The organism is Aquibacillus saliphilus, assembly GCF_020404745.1.
Lineage (GTDB): Bacteria > Bacillota > Bacilli > Bacillales > Amphibacillaceae > Aquibacillus > Aquibacillus saliphilus.
Map to the genome: position 1 here is coordinate 1 of NZ_JAIZAP010000020.1, position 24,242 is coordinate 24,242.

The 24,242-nt window shown below is 34.8% G+C and carries 29 protein-coding genes, 1 pseudogene and 1 riboswitch; of the genes and pseudogenes, 18 read left to right on the forward strand and 12 right to left on the reverse strand.

Annotated features, from left to right (window positions below):
* From LD272_RS17445 to LD272_RS17455, 3 genes and pseudogenes are all read left to right on the forward strand, one after another.
* Positions 1-189 (forward strand): annotated as a pseudogene (locus tag LD272_RS17445) (group II intron reverse transcriptase/maturase); the annotation flags it as partial.
* A 250-nt stretch (positions 190-439) separates the two neighbouring features.
* Positions 440-898, forward strand: coding sequence for a hypothetical protein (locus LD272_RS17450; RefSeq protein ID WP_226037888.1), 459 nt, complete (start codon positions 440-442; stop codon positions 896-898).
* Positions 899-995: 97 nt separating this feature from the next.
* Positions 996-1,424 (forward strand): hypothetical protein, encoded by a 429-nt coding sequence (locus LD272_RS17455; RefSeq protein ID WP_226037889.1) that lies wholly within the window; start codon positions 996-998, stop codon positions 1,422-1,424.
* A gap of 11 nt (positions 1,425-1,435) precedes the next feature.
* Here LD272_RS17455 and LD272_RS17460 read toward each other — a convergent pair whose 3' ends face one another.
* The 3 genes from LD272_RS17460 to ddpX all read right to left on the reverse strand — a co-directional run bounded on the left by LD272_RS17460 (position 1,436) and on the right by ddpX (position 3,263).
* The gene (locus LD272_RS17460; protein ID WP_226037890.1) at positions 1,436-1,693 is read right to left on the reverse strand and encodes a hypothetical protein; all 258 of its coding nucleotides are present in this window, start codon (positions 1,691-1,693) and stop codon (positions 1,436-1,438) included.
* Between the two features lie 106 nt (positions 1,694-1,799).
* Positions 1,800-2,258 carry a DinB family protein gene (locus LD272_RS17465; RefSeq protein ID WP_226037891.1) on the reverse strand — a complete coding sequence of 153 codons (459 nt, stop codon included), beginning with the start codon at positions 2,256-2,258 and terminating at the stop codon, positions 1,800-1,802.
* 177 nt (positions 2,259-2,435) lie between these two features.
* Positions 2,436-3,263 (reverse strand): D-alanyl-D-alanine dipeptidase, encoded by an 828-nt coding sequence (gene ddpX / locus LD272_RS17470; RefSeq protein WP_226037892.1) that lies wholly within the window; start codon positions 3,261-3,263, stop codon positions 2,436-2,438.
* 259 nt (positions 3,264-3,522) lie between these two features.
* Between ddpX and LD272_RS17475 the strand changes: the two genes are divergently transcribed.
* The 3 genes from LD272_RS17475 (at position 3,523) to LD272_RS17485 (ending at position 5,439) form a co-directional block, all read left to right on the forward strand.
* On the forward strand, positions 3,523-3,753 hold the full coding sequence (locus LD272_RS17475) for an excisionase family DNA-binding protein (protein WP_226037893.1): 231 nt from the start codon (positions 3,523-3,525) through the stop codon (positions 3,751-3,753).
* Between the two features lie 62 nt (positions 3,754-3,815).
* Positions 3,816-4,712 carry an RluA family pseudouridine synthase gene (locus LD272_RS17480; RefSeq protein WP_226037894.1) on the forward strand — a complete coding sequence of 299 codons (897 nt, stop codon included), beginning with the start codon at positions 3,816-3,818 and terminating at the stop codon, positions 4,710-4,712.
* A 223-nt stretch (positions 4,713-4,935) separates the two neighbouring features.
* The gene (locus LD272_RS17485; protein ID WP_226037895.1) at positions 4,936-5,439 is read left to right on the forward strand and encodes a GNAT family N-acetyltransferase; all 504 of its coding nucleotides are present in this window, start codon (positions 4,936-4,938) and stop codon (positions 5,437-5,439) included.
* 37 nt (positions 5,440-5,476) lie between these two features.
* Here LD272_RS17485 and LD272_RS17490 read toward each other — a convergent pair whose 3' ends face one another.
* Both LD272_RS17490 and LD272_RS17495 read right to left on the reverse strand, forming a co-directional pair.
* Positions 5,477-5,773, reverse strand: coding sequence for a transposase (locus tag LD272_RS17490; RefSeq protein ID WP_226037896.1), 297 nt, complete (start codon positions 5,771-5,773; stop codon positions 5,477-5,479).
* Between the two features lie 135 nt (positions 5,774-5,908).
* On the reverse strand, positions 5,909-6,460 hold the full coding sequence (locus LD272_RS17495) for a hypothetical protein (protein WP_226037897.1): 552 nt from the start codon (positions 6,458-6,460) through the stop codon (positions 5,909-5,911).
* A 103-nt stretch (positions 6,461-6,563) separates the two neighbouring features.
* Between LD272_RS17495 and LD272_RS17500 the strand changes: the two genes are divergently transcribed.
* Together LD272_RS17500 and LD272_RS17505 are read left to right on the forward strand one after the other, a co-directional pair.
* Positions 6,564-7,478, forward strand: a complete 915-nt coding sequence (locus tag LD272_RS17500) for a phosphatidate cytidylyltransferase (RefSeq protein WP_226037898.1) — start codon at positions 6,564-6,566, stop codon at positions 7,476-7,478.
* A gap of 89 nt (positions 7,479-7,567) precedes the next feature.
* Positions 7,568-7,804, forward strand: coding sequence for a hypothetical protein (locus tag LD272_RS17505; protein WP_226037899.1), 237 nt, complete (start codon positions 7,568-7,570; stop codon positions 7,802-7,804).
* 473 nt (positions 7,805-8,277) lie between these two features.
* Here LD272_RS17505 and LD272_RS17510 read toward each other — a convergent pair whose 3' ends face one another.
* Positions 8,278-9,114, reverse strand: coding sequence for a hypothetical protein (locus LD272_RS17510; protein WP_226037900.1), 837 nt, complete (start codon positions 9,112-9,114; stop codon positions 8,278-8,280).
* Between the two features lie 133 nt (positions 9,115-9,247).
* Here LD272_RS17510 and LD272_RS17515 point away from each other — a divergent pair, with 133 nt between their 5' ends.
* Positions 9,248-9,802, forward strand: coding sequence for a DUF3231 family protein (locus LD272_RS17515; protein ID WP_226037901.1), 555 nt, complete (start codon positions 9,248-9,250; stop codon positions 9,800-9,802).
* A 47-nt stretch (positions 9,803-9,849) separates the two neighbouring features.
* On the opposite strand, the gene LD272_RS17520 is transcribed toward LD272_RS17515, so the two are convergent.
* Positions 9,850-10,149, reverse strand: coding sequence for a YggT family protein (locus LD272_RS17520; protein WP_226037902.1), 300 nt, complete (start codon positions 10,147-10,149; stop codon positions 9,850-9,852).
* A 161-nt stretch (positions 10,150-10,310) separates the two neighbouring features.
* Positions 10,311-10,414, forward strand: a riboswitch (purine riboswitch).
* A gap of 136 nt (positions 10,415-10,550) precedes the next feature.
* Here LD272_RS17520 and LD272_RS17525 point away from each other — a divergent pair.
* Both LD272_RS17525 and LD272_RS17530 read left to right on the forward strand, forming a co-directional pair.
* Positions 10,551-11,138, forward strand: a complete 588-nt coding sequence (locus LD272_RS17525) for a xanthine phosphoribosyltransferase (protein WP_226037903.1) — start codon at positions 10,551-10,553, stop codon at positions 11,136-11,138.
* A gap of 27 nt (positions 11,139-11,165) precedes the next feature.
* Complete coding sequence (locus LD272_RS17530) at positions 11,166-12,488, forward strand: nucleobase:cation symporter-2 family protein (protein ID WP_226037904.1); 1,323 nt, start codon at positions 11,166-11,168, stop codon at positions 12,486-12,488.
* Positions 12,489-12,527: 39 nt separating this feature from the next.
* Here the strand turns inward: LD272_RS17530 and LD272_RS17535 are convergent, their stop codons facing one another.
* From LD272_RS17535 to LD272_RS17545, 3 genes are read right to left on the reverse strand one after another with little or no spacing between them, the layout of a single operon-like run.
* Entirely contained in the window at positions 12,528-12,926 is a 399-nt protein-coding gene (locus tag LD272_RS17535; protein WP_226037905.1) for a GtrA family protein, read from the reverse strand.
* A gap of 1 nt (position 12,927) precedes the next feature.
* On the reverse strand, positions 12,928-13,959 hold the full coding sequence (locus LD272_RS17540; RefSeq protein ID WP_226037906.1) for a glycosyltransferase family 2 protein: 1,032 nt from the start codon (positions 13,957-13,959) through the stop codon (positions 12,928-12,930).
* A gap of 11 nt (positions 13,960-13,970) precedes the next feature.
* Complete coding sequence (locus tag LD272_RS17545) at positions 13,971-15,665, reverse strand: DUF6044 family protein (RefSeq protein WP_226037907.1); 1,695 nt, start codon at positions 15,663-15,665, stop codon at positions 13,971-13,973.
* 194 nt (positions 15,666-15,859) lie between these two features.
* Between LD272_RS17545 and LD272_RS17550 the strand changes: the two genes are divergently transcribed.
* The 3 genes from LD272_RS17550 (at position 15,860) to LD272_RS17560 (ending at position 18,106) form a co-directional block, all read left to right on the forward strand.
* Complete coding sequence (locus LD272_RS17550; RefSeq protein ID WP_226037908.1) at positions 15,860-16,291, forward strand: BrxA/BrxB family bacilliredoxin; 432 nt, start codon at positions 15,860-15,862, stop codon at positions 16,289-16,291.
* A gap of 264 nt (positions 16,292-16,555) precedes the next feature.
* Complete coding sequence (locus LD272_RS17555; protein ID WP_226037974.1) at positions 16,556-17,533, forward strand: aromatic acid exporter family protein; 978 nt, start codon at positions 16,556-16,558, stop codon at positions 17,531-17,533.
* Between the two features lie 69 nt (positions 17,534-17,602).
* Positions 17,603-18,106: a L,D-transpeptidase gene (locus tag LD272_RS17560; protein ID WP_226037909.1), complete on the forward strand. Its 504-nt coding sequence runs from the start codon at positions 17,603-17,605 to the stop codon at positions 18,104-18,106.
* 70 nt (positions 18,107-18,176) lie between these two features.
* Here LD272_RS17560 and prli42 read toward each other — a convergent pair whose 3' ends face one another.
* A complete protein-coding gene (prli42, locus tag LD272_RS17565; protein WP_226037910.1) occupies positions 18,177-18,299 on the reverse strand; it encodes a stressosome-associated protein Prli42 in 123 nt (40 codons plus the stop codon).
* Positions 18,300-18,448: 149 nt separating this feature from the next.
* Between prli42 and LD272_RS17570 the strand changes: the two genes are divergently transcribed.
* The 4 genes from LD272_RS17570 (at position 18,449) to LD272_RS17585 (ending at position 23,537) form a co-directional block, all read left to right on the forward strand.
* Complete coding sequence (locus LD272_RS17570) at positions 18,449-20,095, forward strand: acyl-CoA mutase large subunit family protein (RefSeq protein WP_226037911.1); 1,647 nt, start codon at positions 18,449-18,451, stop codon at positions 20,093-20,095.
* The gene (locus tag LD272_RS17575; protein WP_226037975.1) at positions 20,070-20,489 is read left to right on the forward strand and encodes a cobalamin-dependent protein; all 420 of its coding nucleotides are present in this window, start codon (positions 20,070-20,072) and stop codon (positions 20,487-20,489) included. Before LD272_RS17570 ends, LD272_RS17575 begins: the two co-directional genes overlap by 26 nt.
* Positions 20,490-20,593: 104 nt before the next feature.
* Entirely contained in the window at positions 20,594-21,718 is a 1,125-nt protein-coding gene (locus tag LD272_RS17580) for a M20/M25/M40 family metallo-hydrolase (protein ID WP_226037912.1), read from the forward strand.
* A 619-nt stretch (positions 21,719-22,337) separates the two neighbouring features.
* Entirely contained in the window at positions 22,338-23,537 is a 1,200-nt protein-coding gene (locus tag LD272_RS17585; protein WP_226037913.1) for a DNA polymerase IV, read from the forward strand.
* A gap of 105 nt (positions 23,538-23,642) precedes the next feature.
* Here LD272_RS17585 and LD272_RS17590 read toward each other — a convergent pair whose 3' ends face one another.
* Entirely contained in the window at positions 23,643-24,002 is a 360-nt protein-coding gene (locus tag LD272_RS17590) for a SpoIIAA family protein (protein WP_226037914.1), read from the reverse strand.
* Positions 24,003-24,242: the final 240 nt, after the last annotated feature.

Here is a 24,242-nt window from a genome sequence, read left to right on the forward strand (position 1 = left end):
CGGTACAGAAGTCTTATCAAATTAAAAATTCCCAAACAGAAAGCTTGGGAATGGGCTAACACACGAAAGGGATACTGGCACATAGCTTGTAGCCATATCCTACACAGAGCTATCAAGAATGAAATTCGCGAGAAAGTTGGTTTGAAAGACCTTAACCAACTACTCGAGAAAGCACACTTAAACTATTGAACCGCCGTGTACGGAACCGTACGCACGGTGGTGTGAGAGGTCGGATAATCAACTAATGATTATCCTCCTACTCGATTTATTGGTAAGAATGTATATATTTTGCGCACTGATATCTAGCACCAACGAAAGTGCTTGGGAATCAAGGTGTTATCCTGCGCTTTAATTAGTTATCGCTAAAAAAATGTACGATAAGCCTAAGTTAAACATATAAATAGATATATACTTCATTTAAAAGAGGGGGAGGGTTTATATGAAATTTGCTGTCGAATATATTCCAATCAGTAAAATAAAGTCTGACCAATCATCAAAAATGACGGATCACATAAAAAAGTTTCACATAGTAATGTTAGATTGTATGCATCTTATGGTTGTGAGAAAAAATAAAGATGGTCATTATACGGTTTTAAGTGGTCTCAGTCGATTTGAATATCTTCGAACACATGCGGATAAAAAGTACGTACCTTGTATTGTGGATCGGCGTAAAGGGTTAACTGCAAAAGCGTTGGTTAATCATTTAAACAATAAGTTTTATTCAGACGAAAACTCTATTGTCCAAAGCTGGTCAATTATTAAATCTTTCATAAGCAAGGAACCACACTTCAATCGTTTAAGTTTAGCTCAACAATTGAAAGTCATCTTTTTGGGGATAAGGTATAAACGAACAGTTATTTCCGCAATGAAAAATAAGGTAAATTATTATCGTGAATAAATCAATCGGTTAATGGACAATTGTTGACTGTTCGTAAAAATTGTAATTTATTATTATACTATTTCAATACTAAGGTAAAAATCGAGGGTGGACGTAAGTGAAGCTAATATATGAATTACTAGAGGAACTTACAGAGGTTGCCAGTGACTATAACAAAGATTTGATTGATAAAATTGAGCTTGATTTAAAGCTACAGTTACTAATGTCAAAAGTAGACAAGATTGAAATAAACTTTTATGTTAGTCCATTACAGAAACTAGTTAATAAAAGACATACGAATCTTTTTAACCAGCTTTTGTTTAAGTCAAAATATAATGCTAAACAATCTTTAATAAGACTAAAAGAAGCCAATAATAAGTGTGCGTTTAATACTAAACTAGGTTTAATATTAGCTAATAATCTGAATTTCAATTATTTGTACGAAATACTTGAAAACAGTTGTAGAGCTTATATTAGTAGAAATCACGTAAAACACGAACATGTGCCTATTCAGTTATTCATTTATTCGAAAATGGTTGATAGATAAAGGTGGGTTTATTAAGACTGTATTACACGTTTATAATAATCTAATGTAGTTGTAAGAGAACTCCAATGCTGTGCATATAACTCCGGACATTCCTCGATAATTTGACTTAAAACAAAATTGAGACGCATATGATTAGCGCCATCCTTGTGATGGACATTGTTTTGCAATCCATTTTCGAGTTCTTTAATCAAATCAAATGTATTGCCTTCATATTCCTCTTTTAAATCGCCAATGATTGTATTAATAACTGTATCACTTATAGTTTCCATTTAGTTGTTCTCCTCAGTCATTTAGGTGAATAAAGGAGCCTATCTCATATTAAGTGTATGAGGTGAGCTCCTTTTATTCCTGTTATGATAGTTTCTCGGTCAGAGTTTAAGAATGGTTAACAAAGAAAGGTAATGTTTCTATTCCAATTAAACGCGCGTATGTGAACAGTTGACCTTTATGATGTATTTCATGATCTTTTCCATTCTCTAGCAAGGCGATACCAGGTAGCTTCATGCCGGCAAACTCAACGAGCTGATCCAATTGTTCATCAGAAATGGATTCCAAATCAGTTTTTGTTTTTTCTGTTTGAGACTCAACAATTGACTTCAACTCTTCAATTGAATCAGCTTTTTTTGGTGAGGATTCAGATGTAGATGAATCTTCTTTAACAATTGTCGTGAACATACTCGTTGCACCTGTGGTATGGAGAACAAGTTCGGATAGCGACATAGCGTCCTCCCACGGTTTGAAATTAAGGTGTTCATCCTCTAATGTATCTATTATCTCTATTATTACTTTACGGTGACTCATCCAGCTTGTGATAAATCCATTAATTTTTGCCAAAGTAGATATACTCTCCCTTTTCATTTATAAATTTGATATGCGAACATTATATAATAGAAGAATTAATTTCTCAAAAATCATGATTTTGATGAAAGCTTTTTTAGTTAGTAAAAAACATATACGAAGGTGTCCTTCTACTTTTTTATTGACCTAATTATTCACACTTTAATCAGGATGCTAGTAATTAACGTTTATTTTTGATTTGAAATCTGTTAATGGAATGTTTAATACTGGATAACTTTTGGCACTTTTATCATTAAAGTGCCACCATTCTATATTAATGGTTGTAAACCCACTTTTAACCATCGCATCAGTTAATAATTCCATATTTTTTTGTGCTTCTTGAGAGTTGTTTTGGTAACTTCTCCATGCTTTGTTAGAGAATTCGTCAAATCCAGTTGGCATTTCTACTTCATTCAAAGCTTCATCGACTAAAGTAATATCAACTGCTGTACCTCGGTTATGATTGGAACCTTGGCTAGGGTCTGCTAAATATTCTTTATCTGGAGTTAATTCCCAAAATATTTTTTGAACGTCGAATGGTCGATACCCATCCCAGAGTTTAATCCGATACCCACTTTTTTTAACTAGATCATTTGCTTTTTTAAGTTTTAATGCAGTATCTTTTTGCAAAAGAGGCATTTCAACTTTGTAAACCTGCTTATCTACAAAGTTATTTTCTGTAGCATATCTTAATTCAACAACTATAGAATCATCTATATCCTTAATGTTAACTAAGCCAGTTTCTTCTTTAAGTGTACTAATACGCTCTAGTTCAATTTTCTTTAATTTAATCAATTCATCTGAAAGGTCGCTATTAACACTTTTTAATTTCTTGATTTCCTCGTTCAACAGTTTATTTTTTTGTTCAATGGATGTATATGATTCCTGAAGTTGCTTAAGTTGATTGTTTAAGATTTCCTGTTGTTGTGTCGATTCGTCGTCAGACGTACACCCACTGATAACGAAAATAAAGATCAGATAAAGTAAGATATATCTTTTCATCATTTCCCCCCTAATATAGCTATTATCCCTACTAATGTGAACTTGCTCTCTTAGATAGTAACTCTTCGCTAACCAAAAAGTAAAACTATAATCTGGTTTTGTTTTAGAATGTTTTGTGGCGTGTTATTGTTAGATGTCATATACTTGATATATTGTGTTAAAAATTATCCCGAACTATCTATAAAAACATGAAGCATTTTCACACCATATACATAAAATGCTAGTGATAATCTTAGCGGAAAGGTGGATTTTTGAAATCATGTATTTATCTATAAAAGAAACAGCAGATCACCTGGATATGACGGAAAAACAGGTCAATCAGTTAATAAATCAGGTAAAGATTCGTACGATTCATGATGGTGAACATTTCTTGATTAACAAAGAACAATTTAACACACACTTAGAACAAGTGGAAAAGTATAAGCAACTAGTAGAAGAACTGCGGAATGAACCAATTCCAGAAGATATAGATGTAAAGGATGAGGATTAATATCCTGTTTGAAATGTTTTTAAGGAATAGGTACTATCCAAAAGAATGGGAGACAGTTGATCGTGAATAAAAGAGCCAAACAAATAAGTGATAGATTTGAAACATACAAAGTCAATGAGGAAAGTGAATTACTGCCTTTCTTATTAGAAACAATGTCAAATCGAGGGCGTAATTCTGTTAAATCTATCCTCACACGTGGACAAGTTTTAGTAGAAGATAAGGTTGTTACGAAACACAATTTTATGTTACAGCCAGGGTTTACTGTTACAATCGAAAAAAATAAGGTTGCAAAAGCATCGACCTTCGAAAATATGGAAATTATCCATGAAGATGCTGATATTATTGTAATTGAAAAAGATGCGGGACTGCTTTCCGTTGCTTCTGCTAAAGAAAAATCAATGACAGCATACAAACAACTGATGACATACGTGCAGAAGATTGATAAGAAGAATAGAATTTTCATTGTACATAGACTCGATCGTGATACTTCTGGAGTAATGATGTTTGCCAAAAGTGAAAAAGTGAAGTTAAAATTGCAAAACTCTTGGAAGGATATCGTCAAGGAACGCGCTTATGTAGCACTTATTGAAGGTGTATTAAAGAAGCCAGAAGGTACGATAACTTCTTGGTTAAAAGAAACCAAAACATTAAGAATGTATTCTAGTCCAACTCCAAATGATGGACAAAAGGCAATTACAAACTATAAAGTAATTCAATCAAACAACAATTTTTCGTTAGTAGAGGTTCATCTTGATACAGGAAGGAAAAATCAAATCCGTGTTCATATGGAGGACCTAGGTCATCCAATCGTGGGGGATAAAAAGTATGGATCGAAGATTAATATTATAGGAAGACTTGGATTGCATGCTAAAGTATTAGCTTTTTCTCATCCTACTACTGGAAAATTACATCGGTTCGAATCAGCTACACCTAAGTCATTCTTGACTAGTTCTAAGTAAACAAAGATAAGAGTTCAGAATCTGCATTTTTAATAACTGCAAAGACATAAAACACAGTGATAGTAACGTAAATGCACTGTGTTTTGTTATTTATCGAACTGGAATTCCATCGTTTTAAAATACAATTAGAATAATCAACTAGCTAGCTCATTTTAATTGTAAAATTGGTTACTCATCGAGGAATTTTATTAATTGTTATTGAAAAATAATGAGCTTAAAAGAGGTGGAAAAATTGCCGTATTTAAACACTGATAGATTAACTCTAGTTACTTTTACAGTTGATATGATGAAGGCTATTTTAATTGGCAAGAATCAGTTAAGTAAAATAACAAACTATCAAGTTGCTGACGAATATCCAATGAAGGTTTATAAACAATTACTTCCATATAAAATTGAACGTTTTGCTCAGTATCCCGAAGAAAATAAATGGGAAGGTGTTATCATCCATAAGAGAGATAATACTATTATGGCTGATATTGGCTTTAAAGGTGGACCAGATGAGAAAGGAGAAATGGATCTGGGATATAGTGTTGTGCCAAGATACCAAGGGCATGGATACGCGACAGAAATGACGATTGCAATGGTGGACTGGGGTTTAAAGCAGGATAATGTAAAGAAAATTACAGCCAGTTGTTCAAGAAGTAACCTTCCTTCGATTCGAGTACTAGAAAAGGCCGGATTAAAACAAATTGGAATAAAAGATAATGAAATTTATTGGTCCACTTAATCTGACACTTTTATCGTTTTTGGTATTAGCATATAAGCTAATTATGTTGATACTCTTTTAAATTCCGCAACATAATTATATAAATCAGATATAACCCTAAGTATGCTCCTGTGATTAAGAAAAAAGGTTCTAGAAATAAACCATGAATATTGGTCATGAACACTGTCTGATCTCTGATAATTTTGTGAATAGCGATAGATGCAATATTTCCGAAGATAAGAGTAGATAGGAGTGCTGCAAAATTAAAGACCATTCGAAACTTGAGCCATCTTCGTTGTAGTATAACCATTACTATTGGAACAACAATACTACTTAAAACTATAAAAATTTTCATTGCTATCACCTCGTTCTCATTCTTCTCAATAAAAACGAGGATTAAACAGGATATGAATAATTTTGATAGAATAACCATCTAGTTTAGTGAATATTAGATGATCGAGTATAGATATAGCTGCTGTCTTTTTATTAATTAAAGATGTTGTTTAACTGGTCCGAATTCAAAGAGTTTACCCTGATAGATTAGTTGAAGAGAATCGTTATTACGAAAATCTTCAGGTGTAACAAGGGCAGGGAGCTTATCCCATAGTTTAATCCCTGATCGACTGAGAACCTCTGCAACAAATTGAGAACAAAAATAAGAATTACTGAACTCAACTGGCTCTTTTATCGAGACACCAATGACTCCAAGCAAATTGTATAAAAATTTATCATCATTTTTAATAAATACATCAAGGACACGTTTCATTTTTACAATTTCACGTTCTGTAACTTGAAGCTTGTAGATAACACAAGTCGTCTCTTTATACCTATTGTAGGTTCCTGTGAAAATATCCTCTTTGACAAAGCCACCATATAGAGGGTTCTTTGGGTTCTTACGCCCGAAGCTGTACATTTCAGTGAGCTCAGGATCAAACGACAAAGATGCGTGATTATACGGTGCTTTTGTATATTTTTTAATAGCATTAGTAAATAGGGTACCTGTGTCAGACAACATAATATAAACGTAATGATTGGCAGTCATTCTATATTCCCCATTTTTAAAATATTCTAATTAATTTATCTTTTAATTATATCGTATTTTTAGTAAAATGAATGCAGTTTTAACAAAAGAATGGGTGAAACTTATGATTGAAACGCTTTGGACGTTAGCTATCATTTTCATAGGATTGTTGTTGGCAACGATTATAATGTATGTGGTAAAGAAGCAAGACCCAAAAAAAGATTTTTCAGGTATTCTGCTCCGAGTAAAAACATGGTGGGGAATGTTTGTTGTTTTCTTTTTTGCGACGCTTTTTAATCCTGTCGTTTCACTGCTTTCAATCATGGTTCTTTGTTTCTTTGCACTTAAAGAATACTTCTCAATGATAAAAACTAGGAAGTCTGACAGGCGGCTGATGCTTTGGTGTTATCTAGTGATACCGTTTCAATTTTACTGGATTTACATTGGCTGGTACGGTATGTTCATTGTATTTATTCCTGTTTATGTATTTTTGTTTTTACCATTGCCAAGGATTATTCGAAAAGGTACTTCAGGATTTTTACGATCTGTTAGTATTACCCAGTGGGGATTGATGCTAATGGTATTTGGACTTAGTCATTTAGCTTATTATCAATTTGCGTCACCAGAGTTTGGTTCAAACTTAGTGCTATTTTTAATTGTTTTAACTCAGTTAAATGATGTTATTCATTATCTTATCTCACTATATATCGGGAAAAGGAGGGTTGTTCCATCGGCTAATCCTTATATAACATGGGAAGGTTTCATAGGAGCAATGCTTGTAACAACATTAATTTCATATTTTTTATATCCATACCTAACTCCATTTGATCTCAAGTTTGGAATTCTGTCAGGTATAATCATTGGTGCTTCGGGATTTTTAGGCAGCCTGACCATCTCCGTTTTGAAACGAGACTTATTGATAAGTGATAACAAGAAATTTGAAACACTTAAAGGTAGTTACCTAAACAGGATAGACAGCCTAACATATACATCACCGATTTTTTTTCATATCATTCGTTACTATTTTGAGTTTATGTAGGTAAACCTAGGTTAATTTTACGTATTGTGACGAACTTCACAGACATCGATTTTGAGAAGCGTATAGTTAAGGTCAGGAGGGTGATACCTATGGCACTTGAACTACTACGAAAAGGGAGTACTTGTAAGCTAGTTGGTACTTATATAGAAAATGGCGAAATAATGATAACAGTACTACATGATCAAAATGGATTTGTTTATTTTAGTCTAGGTGATACCGATAGACAGACTAAAGAAATACAGGAATACATCTCAGAATTGATTCCTGAAATTTCTGCCGGCGTATATCAAGTAGAATTTTTTGATATAAAAGAAGAAATTTTTTGATTTCAATTGTAAAGAACTCGTTAACATTAGGCTGTTTTCTAAAAGAGTGGGACTTGCGGTTAGTCGTCCCGTTGTAAATAATTATTGTTTTTGACAAAGAAACTATAAACTCCGACGTAACAACAGAGTTGATTGCCGCTCCGGGCAGTCGCTTTCAGCGAGCAACGCTTCAACTTCCTCGGAAGAAAACTGCTTCCTTGAAAAAGGAAAACGTTTTTTCTGCGTGCGCTGTAAAATCATTGAAGCTTTCCTTGTCCTGCGGGATTTTCAGCAGTTGCTTTTCCCGCAGCGCTGACATAGCACTCATCTTCTAAAGAATATAAAAGAAAATCTACAATAGCAGTTACGTCGCATTTTTTATCAACTACGAAGATTTAAAAGCAACAACACTTACGAGAAGCGCCTCACATTAAGATCTGCAGCCAAATTGCAGATTTTTTTATTTGGCAAAAGCAGCAATCCTGACTTTTAGATTATTTGCGTTCATAAATTAGACGGTAAAAAAAACGTGAAACAAATATCATCAAGATATGGATAGGTAAAGAACGCAATGATTGTTTAAAGTTCATTTTTAAGACTCCTAAATATACTAACGATTGGTCAATAACGACAAATATCGCTAAACACTTCATTCTTTGAACAAGACCCTGCTTATATGATGTAGTTAATGCTATATAAGACTGTAGAAAACTATATAAAGGTGCAATAATAAAATGTTCTCTCCAAGAGTGATGTTTGCCCCTACCAAAACGAATTCTCCGAATTAAAGCAGAAATATACATTACATTAATTCCTACTACCTCGATTGATAAATAGTGTGATACTTTTAATGACCAAGGTTGTTTATCTCTTAGCGCCTTATATAATATATCACTAATGAAAAAATAAAGTGGCATTAACATAATCGTATATATTGGCTTCCACCAGTGAACCTTATATATTTTTATTTTCATGAAAAGTTTTTCAATTAGATGAAAATAAATGGTGAATCCTACTTTCCATCTCCAATTTTTATTTAACACGGTTAATAAAGTAGAAGTAATTGGAACAAAAATACCTTGAGATAATATAGCTCCAAATATATTGTCCAGGTAACGTTTCTTAATAATGGACGGTTTGTAAGTGTAAGCTTTAAATAAATTTAAGACAATATAGTCAAATAGATAGGCTAATCCTATATTAGTTAATAGTAGTAACCACGTGGACTTGTCTCTTCTCCTGAAACCTAAATAGATGACCATTCCAAGATGTATTACTGCTAACAATAGGAACGGAATGGAGTTTTTGTTTATCTTTTTTACCTTCTTCACGAATCATCCCACCAAAGTAATATGTATCCGTTATTATTTGCTCAATATTAAGGAAATATAATATGTAAATTATTTTACAATTACATTATTTTAAATACATAAGGAATGATAGTAGGTAGGAGGTGAAAATTTCGTGCCTAATCCATTTGAAGCTGTTTGGAATACATTGAAAACAGCTATAGACAATACAGATGAACCTAAAACACCTTTGCATATCATCGAAGTAGGGGACTGCTGGAAATACGTTACGATGGTGGAGGAATTTATTCGTTATGAGGAAATAGGATTAAATACATCAACTGATGATGAAATAAAAGAAATGTTAACAGATGCAATTAAAGTGTGTGAATCACAAGTTAAACGGTTAAGTCAATTTATGAGAGAAGAAGGGATTTCATTGCCCGATGTCACTTCATCAAAACCTAATTCAGACTCTAAAGAAGTGCCGCTTGGTGTAAAGTTAACGGATAATGAAATTTCTAATGGAATTGCGTTTAAATTAGTAGTATGTATGCAAGCTTGTGCCAAAGGACAAGGTGACTCTCTACGCAATGATATGGGTTTGTTGTGGCTTAATTTCTATTCTGAGTGGGTTACATTTGGAACAACATTAAAAACATTAATGAAAAAACGTGGTTGGATAAAAGTACCACCGTATTACTATCCGCCGGGATATCCAAATCAATAAGGGCAAGAACCAGCTCTTAGCATTAGGAGTTGGTTCTATTTGTTCTTTTATTTATTATTTTGCCATACCATCAACACGAGTCTAGTTAATGCATAACCAATTATGGTATAAATAATAACAGCAAATAAAGCGGGAAATTCAATCAGAAATGTTCCATCAATATTAGTTGTTGGAAATATTCCTTCAAAAGGATAGAGTAGTGGTGCACTAGTATCATAAATCCATTGGACAAATGGTGCGCTTTTATTTGCTCCAAATAATTTAAGAACAATCCGTAATCCTAAAATTAGTTGTGCAATTCCAATAACGATATTGATTAAATGAATGATAATAGGTTTACCCTTCATAATTATCCTTTTTAAGTAAATGCCGTAGTTAAAGTATTCCCACTTACTAAATCGTAAAACTTGCATCAAAAAAGCGAACGATATAATATTTTTTTATAAAAACATTCGATATTAATTGCGAAAAACTGTTTGCAAATCAATTAAAATCCGTTATAATTCAATGTATCCAAAAAAATAATACTCGTATAATAGCAGGGATAAGGCCTGCTGAGTCTCTACCGGACGACCGTAAAATGATCCGACTACGAGTAAGCATTTATTGCTTGAGTAAAATCATATATTGTCCTTCTAATTTGTGGGGCTGTATTTTATTTATACTCATAAACAGTAGCTTACTCTATGTAGGTTGCTGTTTTTTTATGTTTTTAAAACTAGTATAAGAATTGGGAGTGACTTCAGGAATGGAATTATTAAAAGACAAAATCCTAAACGATGGAATTGTGTTAAACGAAAACGTGCTAAAGGTTGATTCATTTATTAATCATCAAATGGATCCATTTCTTATGAAAGAAATTGGTAAAGAGTTTGCTAGAATTTTTAGAGAAGAGAACATTACCAAGATACTAACTATTGAGTCATCAGGTATTGCGCCAGCAATTATGGCAGGTCTGGAACTAGAAGTGCCAGTGATTTTTGCAAGAAAACGCCAATCATTAACCTTAACAAATGATTTATTTTCTGCTGAAGTTTATTCTTATACGAAGCAAGAGACTAGCAAAATTACTGTCTCTAATAAATATATTGGCAAGGGAGATAATGTACTTATCATCGATGATTTTCTAGCAAATGGACAAGCTGCAATTGGTTTAGCTGAGCTTGTAAAAAAAGCAAACGCTAATGTAAGTGGAATTGGTATTTTGATTGAAAAATCTTTTCAACCAGGAGCAGATACTATTCGTGCTAAGGGTTATCGATTAGAATCGTTAGCACGTATTTTGTCATTACAAGACAAAAACGTTCAATTTGTTGAAGAAGTCATCCAGAAATAAATTTTAGACATCTAGGAGGATAAACAGATGAATAACACTTCGATTAAAACTTTTTCAATAGGATTACAACATGTATTGGCAATGTATGCAGGTGCCATCATTGTTCCATTAATTGTTGGAGGGGCGCTCAATTTAACCTTCGAGCAACTAACTTATTTAGTATCAATTGATTTACTTGCCTGTGGAGTGGCAACACTTTTACAAGTTTGGAAAAATAGGTTTTTCGGTATTGGCTTGCCTGTCATGCTTGGATGTACATTTACAGCAGTCGGACCTATGATTGCGATTGGAAGTCAACATGGTATTTCTTCAATTTATGGCTCAATTATTGTATCTGGTATTTTTGTTGTCCTTATTTCTAAATATTTTAGTAAATTAGTAAGATATTTTCCGCCAGTAGTTACTGGATCAGTTGTGACAATTATAGGCTTAACGCTTATTCCGGTTGCAATCAATGATATGGCTGGTGGTCAAGGTAGTCCTGATTTTGGAAGTGCAAATAATTTAACTTTAGCTTTTGGTGTGCTTGCATTTATTTTATTAGTTAATAAGTTTGCAAGTGGATTTCTACGTGCTATCTCTATCTTGCTTGGCTTAGTTGCTGGAACAATTATAGCTTCATTAATCGGAATGGTAGACTTTGCAGAGGTTGGCAATGCTTCTTGGTTCCATACGATAAAGCCTTTTTATTTTGGTGTGCCAACTTTTGAAATTTCAGCAATTTTAACAATGATTTTAGTAGCAATAGTTAGCTTGATCGAATCAACCGGTGTGTATCTCGCACTTGGCGACATAACCGATCGTGAGCTCACAGAAGAAGATTTATCAAAAGGGTATCGAGCAGAAGGACTTGCTATTGTTTTAGGGGGGATCTTTAACGCATTTCCATATACGACGTACTCACAGAACGTCGGATTAATCCAATTAACAGGAGTGAAATCGAAGAATGTTATTTTTGCTGCTGGTGGAATTTTAATTGTTTTAGGTTTCTTACCAAAGGTTGCTGCAATTACGACATTAATTCCAACGGCAGTACTAGGTGGTGCGTCAGTGGCTATGTTTGGAATGGTTGTTGCCTATGGTATAAAAATGCTAAGTCAAGTAAACTTCGAAGTAGAAGGGAACTTGCTGATAGTTGCCTGTGCTGTTGGGATGGGACTAGGTGTTACCGTTGTTCCTGAAATATTTGCTAATTTGCCAGAAAGTATTCGAATTTTAACAGAAAGTGGAATTGTTGCTGGAAGTTTGACTGCAATTATCTTAAATATTTTATTCCATGTTATTCCTAATCCTAAATCTAAACAAAAACAACAAAATCAAACTAAAGTAACTCATCAAAAAGCATCATAAAATACAGAAATCCCCTCTACCTATAGGTAAGGGGGATTATCATCTATAGAATACGAAGTTTTTCTGTCCGAAATAGTTCAACAACGTATATAGTACTGTGCCAAATAGAATGGAGATATATTCTATAGAAATAGGTGGGGATTGCAATAACTGGTCAAAGAGCAAAAATGCTGAACGCCTGCCAATAAAGTAAGCAATAAAATAACATGAGCCAATTACAATGAAAAAGCGATAAATCGTTTGCTGAATTGATTTTTCATTATGAAACGTAAACGATTTGTTTAATAGATAGCTAACACAAGCGCCAATCAAATTACCAATAAATGTCGAGAGCCAGTAGTTTAAACCATTAAAAAATAATAGATACATGAGTGACAGGCCGACAATTGTATTTACTATTCCAACTAAGATGAACCGTGAAAACATTAAACCTTTCATATTAACGTTTCATTTGCTTTTTATATTCTGGAATCGCTGTCGTAGGCGGTTGGGATAAATGTTTAAGTGGATCCTTATCCGTGTATAAATCAATATCGACTGCATATTTAGGTCGTCGCTTTACTTCCATAAAAACTCTGCCGATGTATTCTCCAATAATCCCAATCCCCATTAACTGCAACCCACCTAATAGCCAGATTGAAATCATAAGTGATGCCCAACCTGCATTAGTGTTGCCAATGAATTTTTGAATGAGGGCGTACATACCAGCAATTCCGCCTAGAAAAAACAGAAAAAATCCTAAAAATGTAATAAAACGAATAGGGGTAACACTAAACGAGGTAACTCCATCGAACGCAAACGACAACATTTTCTTTAATGGATACTTGGTTTCGCCTGCATGGCGTACTTTTCGTTCGTACATTACTTTCGTTGTTTTAAATCCGATCATAGGAATAATGCCGCGTAAGAATAAATTCTCCTCCTGATAGTGGTTCAATTCCACAAGTACTCGTTTGCTCATTAATCGGTAATCGGCGTGATTATAAACTAAATTGATTCCAAGTTTATTCATCAACTTATAGAAGCCTTGGGCAGTTAAACGTTTAAAGTGTGTGTCCGTTTTTCTGCTACTCCGGACACCATAGACAATTTGATAACCTTCGTGGTATTTTATCAAGAATTCCCGAATGACACTAATATCATCCTGTAAGTCAGCGTCAATTGAAATCACGCAATCCGATTTTATCAGCGCTCGCCGCAGTCCAGCCAACAGTGCAGTCTGATGGCCGACGTTTCGAGCAAGTTTTAATCCTGTTACGTACTTATTGAGAGCACATCCTTTAGAGATAAGTGTCCATGTTAGATCTTTACTCCCATCATCAACCAACAATAGTTTGCTTTTATCGGAGATCATTTCATCGCTTATTAACTCATCAAGCTTTAACGTTAGCTGCCTAATTGTCTCATTTAAGACTTCCTGCTCGTTGTAACAAGGTACAACAATCGTTAATAATGGTAGTGATTTCTCCAAGCTATTTCCTCCTAAGATGTTTGGTATAAGTAGATTTTCCAAGCTGATTCTAAGTGATTAAACTCTTTGACTAACTGAAGATTATTAGTCTCTGCATTTACTATTGGTAAGGCGGAAAAAAAGTAGCGTCCTCCCATTTCTTTAAAGGCTGCAATATTCAGTTCTAAGTTTTCTATTTTTTTTGTTGAATTTTTTCTGAAATCATAGTTTTTTCCCAACTCATCTACGAAGATGTAGCACCGACTTCCCCATTCATCGTAGTATTTTTTTAACGAGGCATTTTTTTCAAGTTCCTTACTAATAATTTTTCTGAACTGATATTTGTAGGAGATAGGATAAATATTGTTGTACGTATCTAACGTATAGAAGCCATTGTACTGTGCAATGCTTGGATGAAGTCCAATACTTGCGACCCGGTATGACTTCTGCGGTGTCCCGATGTATTCTTTAATTTCGTTAAATTGCTTTTCGGCATAAAACTCTTTAAATGAAGGTGTTTTGTGATAAGCACCATAATGAATTTCCTCATTAAAAGGGATGAGAACAATTAATTGCGCTAGAATAGCTATCATTACAAATTTCCTCCACCTTTTTTTCATTTTCCACAAGATCATGCAAGCTATCGCAAAGCTCAAGTAAATAACAAGTGGTCGTAAGAAGTGGAATCTGGCAAAATTGAATGTAACTAATAGTTCTATGTTTTCCTTTAATGGACCCCACATTTTGTTAAACCACAAGGCATACCATAAAGATAATCCGTAATTTAACACAAACAAAAAGATGAATAACTTATCTTGTTTCTGTTTTTTACGGAATAAAATGATACCTAGTGTTAAAAAAAGAACGGGAATGATAATTACTGTGTGAATAGTCATTACATGGGTGTGACCAAGAAAGAAATTTTTAATGGATAGACGAACAGAGTGCCAGAAGTCGTGCCGTGACGAAATAAATTCAATTCGATGCATTGGTTCTTCGACCGCTGTTAACATCGTTATCAGAAGTCGATATTCTACTAAAAGAAAAATACTAGACATTAAAAAAATACTCGTGAGGAATAACAAGTTCAAATCACGTTTCAAAATCAAATCATACAACCAGATAAATGAAACTAAGATTAAGAAAAATAAAAAGCCTAGTACTAAACTAGAGTAAAGTGGTAATAAAATGAGTGTTAGCCAGTTCTTCCATGAATAATCACGAAGCCTTATATTTAAAAATGCCCACAGTGCTAATGGATAGCCCAAGGTACTGAGCATCCCAGACGGCCAAAACGGTGTGAAGGCAAATGCCAATGCAACTCCAACTCGAATCACAGCTGCATCGTTATTAGTGATGAAATGTTTTTTTAGCAGTAGGTACATACCCATAAATGCAAATAGCCTCGTTATCGTTTGACTGAGTGCGTAGGCGGTCATCGTAGGGAAAAGGCTATGTAACCAGACAATTCCACTGAATTCTGTTCCAAACGCATTTCTAGGTAAGCCATTAATAACTTGAGGAATAGTTGACCCGACATCACCAAATACTTGTCCACTTTCAATTAAAACTTTATACCAAGCCAAATTTGAATCCATATTGTCATGAATTCGAATGTGAGCATCTTCCCCTAATAAATAGAGAGGAGACAAAAAAAGCACTAATAAACTAATGCCAGTCACTAAATATACTTTTTCTTTTCTATTGTTTAAATGGCCAAATGACATACCTACACATCCATTAGTAATTTAACTATTGTCTTTGCTAGTATGAGCAAAGACAAATTGAAAAATGTATCATTAAAGTAAAAAATATCATCCTTTACCAATTCCAATAATTGAAACCAATAAACAAACTTGTTACTATAATAGTAGTAATTGATGATAGCAAAGTATTCCAAACGGAGGAGTTGAGTTTAGTAATGGATTTTAATTTATATATGGGCGATGTAGTTAATTCTGCACGAAAAGATATTACTGAGGCAGGTTACGAGGAATTAACTATGCCTGAACAAGTAGATGAAGCACTAAATCGTAAGGGAACAACATTAGTTATGGTGAATTCGACGTGTGGTTGTGCTGGTGGGGTAGCTAGACCAGCAGCGGCTAATGCAATCCACTATGACAAACGACCAGACCATCTGGTTACAGTTTTTGCTGGACAAGACCGGGAAGCTACAGAGAAAGCTAGAGGATACTTTGAAGGTTATCCCCCGTCTTCACCATCGTTTGCTTTCTTAAAAGATGGTAAAATCGTATCAATGGTGGAACGTCATGATATTGAAGGGTTTGGACCTGTTGATGTCGTTGGTCGTTTGCAGAAAATATTTGATGAACACTGTGAAGAATTATAGGTTCACATTCAATCAGTAGTAAGTAGATTGTTCCTTTGTCGAGCTCTTTGACAAAGGAATTTTTTGTTAATCTAGCTTCAGCGTCTAGCCCGCCAGAGGTCTTAAGTCAAGCACCTTTGTGGCAAAAAGCGCAACATAGAGGCTTGACTTAATGCCCTAGGCTAACTATGGGCCTACCTTTTGTTCTGTATTTTGAGATATATAGAGATATATCAAATTTTCGATTATAATAGGTAGTGTATAATTAAGCATTGAGGAGTTTTTATCTTGAAAATTGGTTATCGTACGATAAAAACTGCAATTGGTACGCCATTCGCTATATGGATTGCTGAACTGTTGTCGTTAGACAATTTTGTTTCAGCCGGAATCCTGACTCTTTTATGCATTCAGCCTACCAGAAAACGGTCATTTTTAAGTTCATGGTACAGGTTTGGTGCATGTTTGTTAGCGATGGTTTACTCATTTATTGTGTTTGAATTAGTCGGCTATCATCCAGTTGCAATTGGTTTACTATTAATTTTATTTATTCCAACCACTGTAAAACTCGAGTTAACTCCAGGCATTGTAACAAGCTCTGTTATTTTATTACATCTTTATAGCTCACAACATATTACTTGGAATTTACTTTTGAATGAATTGGTCTTAATTGTGGTCGGAATTGGGACGGCGTTATTGTTAAATCTATATATGCCAAGCTTAGATGCAAATCTAATGAAAATGCAGAAAAAAATCGAAGGAAATTTTAAAATTATCCTAACTGAAATTGTCATTTACTTAAGAGAAGGTAGACAAACATGGACAGGCAGAGAAATTACCGAAACAGAAGATTTACTTAATGAAGCAGAGGAAATGGTATTACGAGATTTAGAAAACCATATTTTTCGAGACAGTCATCCCTATTATGATTATGTTAAAATGCGGAAAAAACAATTTGAACTTTTAAGAAGAATGTTGCCATTAATTAGCCAAATGAATGATTTATATGAGCAATCATACCGAATGGCAGATTTATTTGATGACCTTGCTGAAGCAATCCACCCTGGTAATACAGCTAGCATCCATTTGCAAACAATCCGTGAACTAAAGCAGCAGTTTGAAGGAGATGATTTACCTAAAACACGCCAAGAGTTTGAAACAAGAGCAAACCTTTTTCGGCTACTTTATGAAATTGAACAATATTTGGTGATTAAAAAGAATCGTGCTCCTAATTTCAAACAAAAACAAAGGGTAGATGCACCATGAATAATTATTAAATTGCTTCATTTGGTTATGTTAATCATAAACAAACTTCCATAGAAGTGAGGAGTTTTTATGAAAAACTTAATGATAGCAATAATGCTGTTTTTGTCTTTTTTTGGCCAGGCTGAGAATGAACAGGCACAAACTGCTCCTTTTTTAATTGTTAACAAACAGTCAAACGAACTTGCTTATATAAATGATGGTGAAGTAGTCCGAGTCTTCCGTATTGCTACTGGTGCGACAAATAAGCTCACTCCAAATGGTTTGCATAAGATAATAATTAAAGCAGTAAAGCCGTATTATCGCAAAAAGAATATACCAGGAGGATCTCCTGATAATCCGCTTGGAAGTAGGTGGATTGGATTTGATGCAAAAGGCACTGATGGGCGAATATACGGTGTGCATGGGACGAATAAACCAGATTCCATCGGAAAAAATGTATCGGCTGGTTGTATTCGAATGAAAAATGAAGAGGTTGAACAGTTGTTTACTCAGATTGCAATTGGCACAAAAATCTTTATCACAGAATCAGACGAGGATTTTGAAACGATCGTAGAGCAAGTGAACAAAATGTAAAAAACAGACTGTTCCATGGGAAATCCCCATTGATTCAGTCTGTTTTATTATTTTTATTTTATTTGGTGGATTAAAGAAACATTGCTAAACCAGCTGTTAGAGTTGATAAGACCATAGCAATAATCATAATATATACAACTAATGTGATACGTCTTTGACGTTTTGATTTTCTAGGTTTATTTGGTGTGGCCATAGTAAATTCCTCCTTCATGCCCTCGTTGCTACTAATATTCTACCTTGAAATGGCTAATTGGACAAGTCCATATTTTAATTACTAACTTTGACAACTTAAGAATATAAATTGACTAAGTTAGAAAATTTTAACACCAGGGGTGACTAGACATGAATAATGATAGTAAAGGTAGGGTTAAAAAGTGTGATGGACATTTGAACAGCTCTTTTAATAACGAACAGGAAGAACCAAGTTCTATCCATACAAGTTCTGGTATTCCGGTAGAATCTGTGTACAATTTTAGCAATGCTAACACTATGCTACCAGGTATTTATCCTTTTACAAGGGGGATTCATTCATCAATGTACCGTAGTAAGCTTTGGTCCTTTAGACAATATGCTGGGTTCGGATCTGCGGCAGAAACAAATACTCGTTTGCGTTACTTGCTTAAAGAAGGACAGACTGCTTTGTCAATTGCATTTGATCTACCAACTCAAATTGGCTATGATTCCGATCATCCACTTGCAGTAGGAGAGGTTGGGAAAGTTGGGGTTTCTATCGATAGCTTAGCTGATATGGAACTTTTATTTGAATCAATACCGTTAGATAAAGTAAGTACCTCCATGACGATAAACGCCCCAGCCGCTATTTTGCTATGCATGTATGTGGCAGGAGCTGAGAAAAAGGGGATCAGGGCAAGAGATCTTTCCGGGACAATTCAAAATGATATTTTAAAGGAATATGTTGCTAGAGGAACATACATCTATCCGCCAAAACCCTCAATGAGACTGACCACTAATCTTATTACCTTTTGTACGAACCACTTACCGAAATTCCATCCGATAAGTATTTCCGGTTACCATATGAGAGAAGCGGGTGCGACGGCAGTGCAGGAAATTGCCTTTACTTTTGCTAATGCAAAAGCATATATAGATGAGGCATTAAAAAATGGAGAGGATATTGATAATGTTGCAGCAAGATTATCTTTTTTCTTTAGTGTTGATAATGAATTTTTTGAAGAGGTTGCAAAATTTAGAGCTGCTCGCAGGCTATGGGCAAAGATAATTAAAGAAGATTATAAAGCAAGTAAATCATCCAATTGGAAGCTTCGATTTCATGCACAGACTGCGGGCTCAACATTAACCTCAACGGAACCTGAGAACAATGTTACTCGAGTTTCCTTTCAAGCACTTGCTGCTGTTTTAGGAGGAACACAAAGCTTACATACGAATTCTAAAGACGAGGCACTAGCTTTGCCTAGCGAAGGTTCTGTACGAACTGCTTTAAGGACACAACAAATTATTGCGAATGAAATAGGAGTGATTAAAACAGCAGATCCGCTAGGTGGATCTTACTATATTGAATACTTAACTGATGAAATTGAAGCACGTGTAAATGAATACCTTACTAAAATAGCTGCACTCGGGGGGGCGGTCGAGGCAATTGAAACGGGGTTTATCCAACAAGAAATAAATAAGGCTGCCTTTAAGTCTTTTAAACAAGCTGAAGAACAAAAAATAACTCCTGTTGGCATAGGGAATAATCAAATAGATAAAGATGTTTCTTTGGAATTACACGAAAACAACCCATTAACTGAGAAATTTCAATTAGAACAATTGATTCAGTTAAAACAAAAGCGAGATAATCAACTTGTTCACGTCTGTTTAGCTAATCTTAAAAAAGCTTGTGATAACGAACAAGCTAATTTAGTTCCTTTTATCATGGAGGCTGTCAAAGCATACTGTACGGTGGAGGAGATTTCAACTATTCTTAGAAGTGTGTTTGGTGAATATGAAAAAGGTGATTATCTTGATTGAGCCAATCCGTGTATTGATTGCAAAAGTGGGTCTGGACGGCCATGACCGTGGAGCATTAATTTTGACACAGGTACTTAGAGAATCCGGTATGACGGTTTACTATACAGGAATCAGAAAGACACCAACACAAATTTCAGAGATGGCTGTTAGAAATCAGATAGATGTAATTGGTATTTCAATTTTATCTGGTGGACATCGTTACTTGATTCCCAAAGTAATAGCGGTGTTGGAGCAAAGTGAAGCTGGCTCGATTCCGATTATTATCGGGGGTATTATTCCAGTCAAAGATAGAGAATTTCTTACAAGTAAAGGTGTTACCAAAATTTTTATAGATAACGAATCATCGACAGAAATAGTGAAGTATATAGCGGAATTGGTCCACAGAAACAGGTGAAATGATTTTAAGTATGACAGATGAAGTAGGTTGCAACTAATTGACAATTACCAGTCGTTTCGCTAACGTACTAATTAACGCAGTTACATACTAGGAGGAGAATCATGCTAGAAATTAATCAAGATAGACTAGTAAATGAATTTATTGAATTAGTTAAAATAGACTCTGAAACAAAGAGTGAAGCAATGATTGCTGAAGTCTTAAAGAAAAAGTTTGAAGCTTTAGGATTAGAAGTTCATGAAGATGATAGCAAAATACAAACAGGTCATGGTGCTGGTAATTTGATATGCAATCTAACAGGAACAAAAAATGGTGCTGATACAATTTATTTCACATCACATATGGACACAGTTGTTCCTGGTAAAAATATTAAACCATCAATAAAAGACAGCTATATTGTTTCTGATGGTAAAACGATACTTGGTGCAGATGATAAAGCTGGATTAGCAGCAATGTTAGAAGCAATTCGAGTTCTAAAGGAAAAAGAAATAGAACATGGAGATATTCAATTTATTATCACTGCTGGTGAGGAGTCAGGGCTTGTTGGTGCAAGGGCTTTAGATACCTCATATATAAACGCGAAGTATGGCTATGCGATTGATAGTGATGGTAAGGTAGGGAATATTATTGTCGCAGCGCCAACCCAAGCAAAGGTTAATGCGATTGTTAAAGGGAAAACTGCTCACGCTGGTGTAGCACCCGAAAAAGGTGTTTCAGCAATTACGATTGCTTCAAAAGCAATATCTAAAATGCCATTAGGTAGAATTGATTCAGAGACAACTGCAAATATAGGTCGTTTCCAAGGTGGATCACAAACGAACATCGTTTGTGACCATGTGGAAATTCTTGCAGAAGCACGGTCACTAGTGCCAGAGAAGATGGAAGCTCAAGTTAACAAGATGAAACAAGCTTTTGAAGAAGCTGCTGAAGAAATGGGTGGCAGCGTCGAATTAGATACTTATATAATGTATCCTGGCTATAAACATGCAGCTGGAGATCACGTAGTTGAGATTGCTAGAAAAGCTGCCAAAGCGGTTGGTAGAGATAGTGAATTGCGGCAGAGTGGTGGAGGTAGTGATGCGAATATTATTGCTGGTCATGGCATCCCTACAGTCAATTTAGCGGTAGGATATGAAGAAATCCACACAACTAATGAACGTATCCCTGTTGAAGAGCTTGTAAAAGTTGCTGAATTAATCACATCTATTGCACAAGAGGCTGCAAAGTAACCAAGTGTAGAAGGGATCAAATCATTTAATGGTTTGGTCCCTTTTTCATTGATTAAACCTTATTCACCTAGTTTGCTATTGATAGAAAGTGGAGCGTAACTTAAATGGTGAGTGCATAATACCCTCCCGGAAATACACTGAAAAAGGATCTTCATAACGCTGATGAAGGTTCTTTTTCACCTCTTTCACACACAAAAGGATCTTCATAACGCTGATGAAGGTTCTTTTTCATCTCTTTCACACGCAAAAGGATCTTCATAACGCTGATGAAGGTTCTTTTTCATCTCTTTCACACGCAAAAGGATCTTCATAACGCTGATGAAGGTTCTTTTTCATCTCTTTCACACACAAAAGGATCTTCATACTCTGATAAACAGCTTATGGATCACTTTGATTCATTATCCAGCGTATTTCAGCCTCCTTGCAAACCACCTATCTGGGTACCCGCCGCGTGCTTTTCGGTATGACAGGGTATGTTATGTCGCAATTACCTGTTAAGATTCAATGCTTTTGAAAAGAAACAATTTAGTAAACCGCTTTGAACAAAAATGGCTACTTTTTTCATTTCTGAGCAATATGGTATAATCAATAGAACAACCGTTCTTAAAGGGAGATAGTTATGTCAAAATGGTATCCAAAAAAAGGGCGCGTCATCTTTCACGTTGATATGAATAGCTTCTATGCATCAGTCGAGGCAGCCTATAATCCTAAATTGAAAGGGAAGCCATTAGCTATAGCAGGTAATCCTGAACAAAGAAGAGGGATTATCGTTACAAGTAGCTATGAAGCAAGAGCGAAAGGTGTTAAAACCACCATGCCACTTTGGGAAGCAAAAAAACTCTGTCCAGAATTAATTGTTATGCGTCCTAATTTTGAACGATATCGAACAGCTTCAAAAGCCATGTTTCAGCTGTTATCAGAAATAACCCCCTATGTACAACCAGTATCAATTGATGAAGGATACATGGATATTACTGAATGTGGGCATTTAGGATCACCACTCGAAATTGCGAATAAATTACAACAGCAAATCAAAAACGAAATAGATTTGCCAAGTAGTATTGGTATCGCACCTAATAAATTTCTGGCTAAAATGGCTTCAGACATGAAAAAGCCAATGGGTATTACGGTTTTAAGAAAAAGAGATTTGCCAACAAAGTTGTGGCCTTTAAAAGTCGAGGAAATGTATGGGGTTGGGGCTAAGAGTGCAAAAAAGTTGAATGACATTAATATTGTAACGATAGAAGATTTAGTAACATCCGATGTGTTCCAATTAAAACGTGTATTAGGAATCAATGGTGAGCGACTTCAAAACCGGGCGAAGGGAATAGACCCGAGTCCTGTAGATCCAGATGCCATTTATGATTTTAAGAGTATTGGAAGTTCGGAAACACTTCCACAAGATACTGTTGAGGAAGCAGAGATAAAGAAATTGATGCGACACTTAGCTAAAAATGTTGCTAAAAGATTAAAAAGAAAAAATGCAGCTGGTCGAAACGTACAGATAATGATTAGGTTCCATGATCGCAGAACAATTACTCGAAGTGTAAAATTACCGAATTATATTGAGGAAGAAGACGACATTTTTGCTATTGCTATCGATTTATTTGACCAACATTGGAATGGAGATCCAATTCGACTACTCGGAGTTACTATCCAAGATGTTGCTGAAAAAAAAGATATCGCTCAACAGTTAGATCTATTTACTTATGAGAAGGAAGCGGATAAAGAAAGCCTTTATCAAGTGATTGACCAATTAACAGAAAAATACGGGAAAAACCCGTTTATGAAAATAAATCCGAAAGAGGAAGAAAATTAACCTAAAACAAGCTTTCAAAAAGATTTTTTAGATGACTATAAAAGGTGACAGAAATACTTTTAAAATCAAAAGCCAATCTCCTGATAAGGAAATTGGCTTTTGATTTTATTTGGTAGATAGCCATTCCATTGCTTGCTCTCTTTGATTATGATTAAAATGCTTTGCATCAATTTTGGGTAAATAACTGCTTATTTTGGTTGCAATTTCTAACCATTTTTTGTCACTTAGAATGCCTACTTTATTAATATCTTTCCAATGGTTTGCTTCAAATTTCAAATCATCAAGAAGTCCTTGAATAGAATATCCCTGGATGTCATTAATCACTAATAGCAAGTTTAGTTTTCCATCCGCAGATTTTTTTAGCTTAAAATACTCTTTAAATTGTTCGATGTCACGCTCGGTGATTTTTCCATCCACGTTTACCTCAACGATTGATTCCATGTTATTTGTTCTTAAGGTAACCATCTTATTCCTCCTTAATCTATCTTTTGTTATAAAATACCCGTTGTATCGACGATTAAACTAGCAAACTTTTTGTCAAACTATCATGAATCATGCGCTTTCCCGGGAAATGATTATTTCCCTAGTATTATTACCTAAACTGTTATCTACTCCTCTAGAAGCAGTCGTATTCTCTTTAAGGATTGTCACAAAGCCCACGATATTTCATAAAATACAGTAGAAAAGGTTTATTACACGATTTGA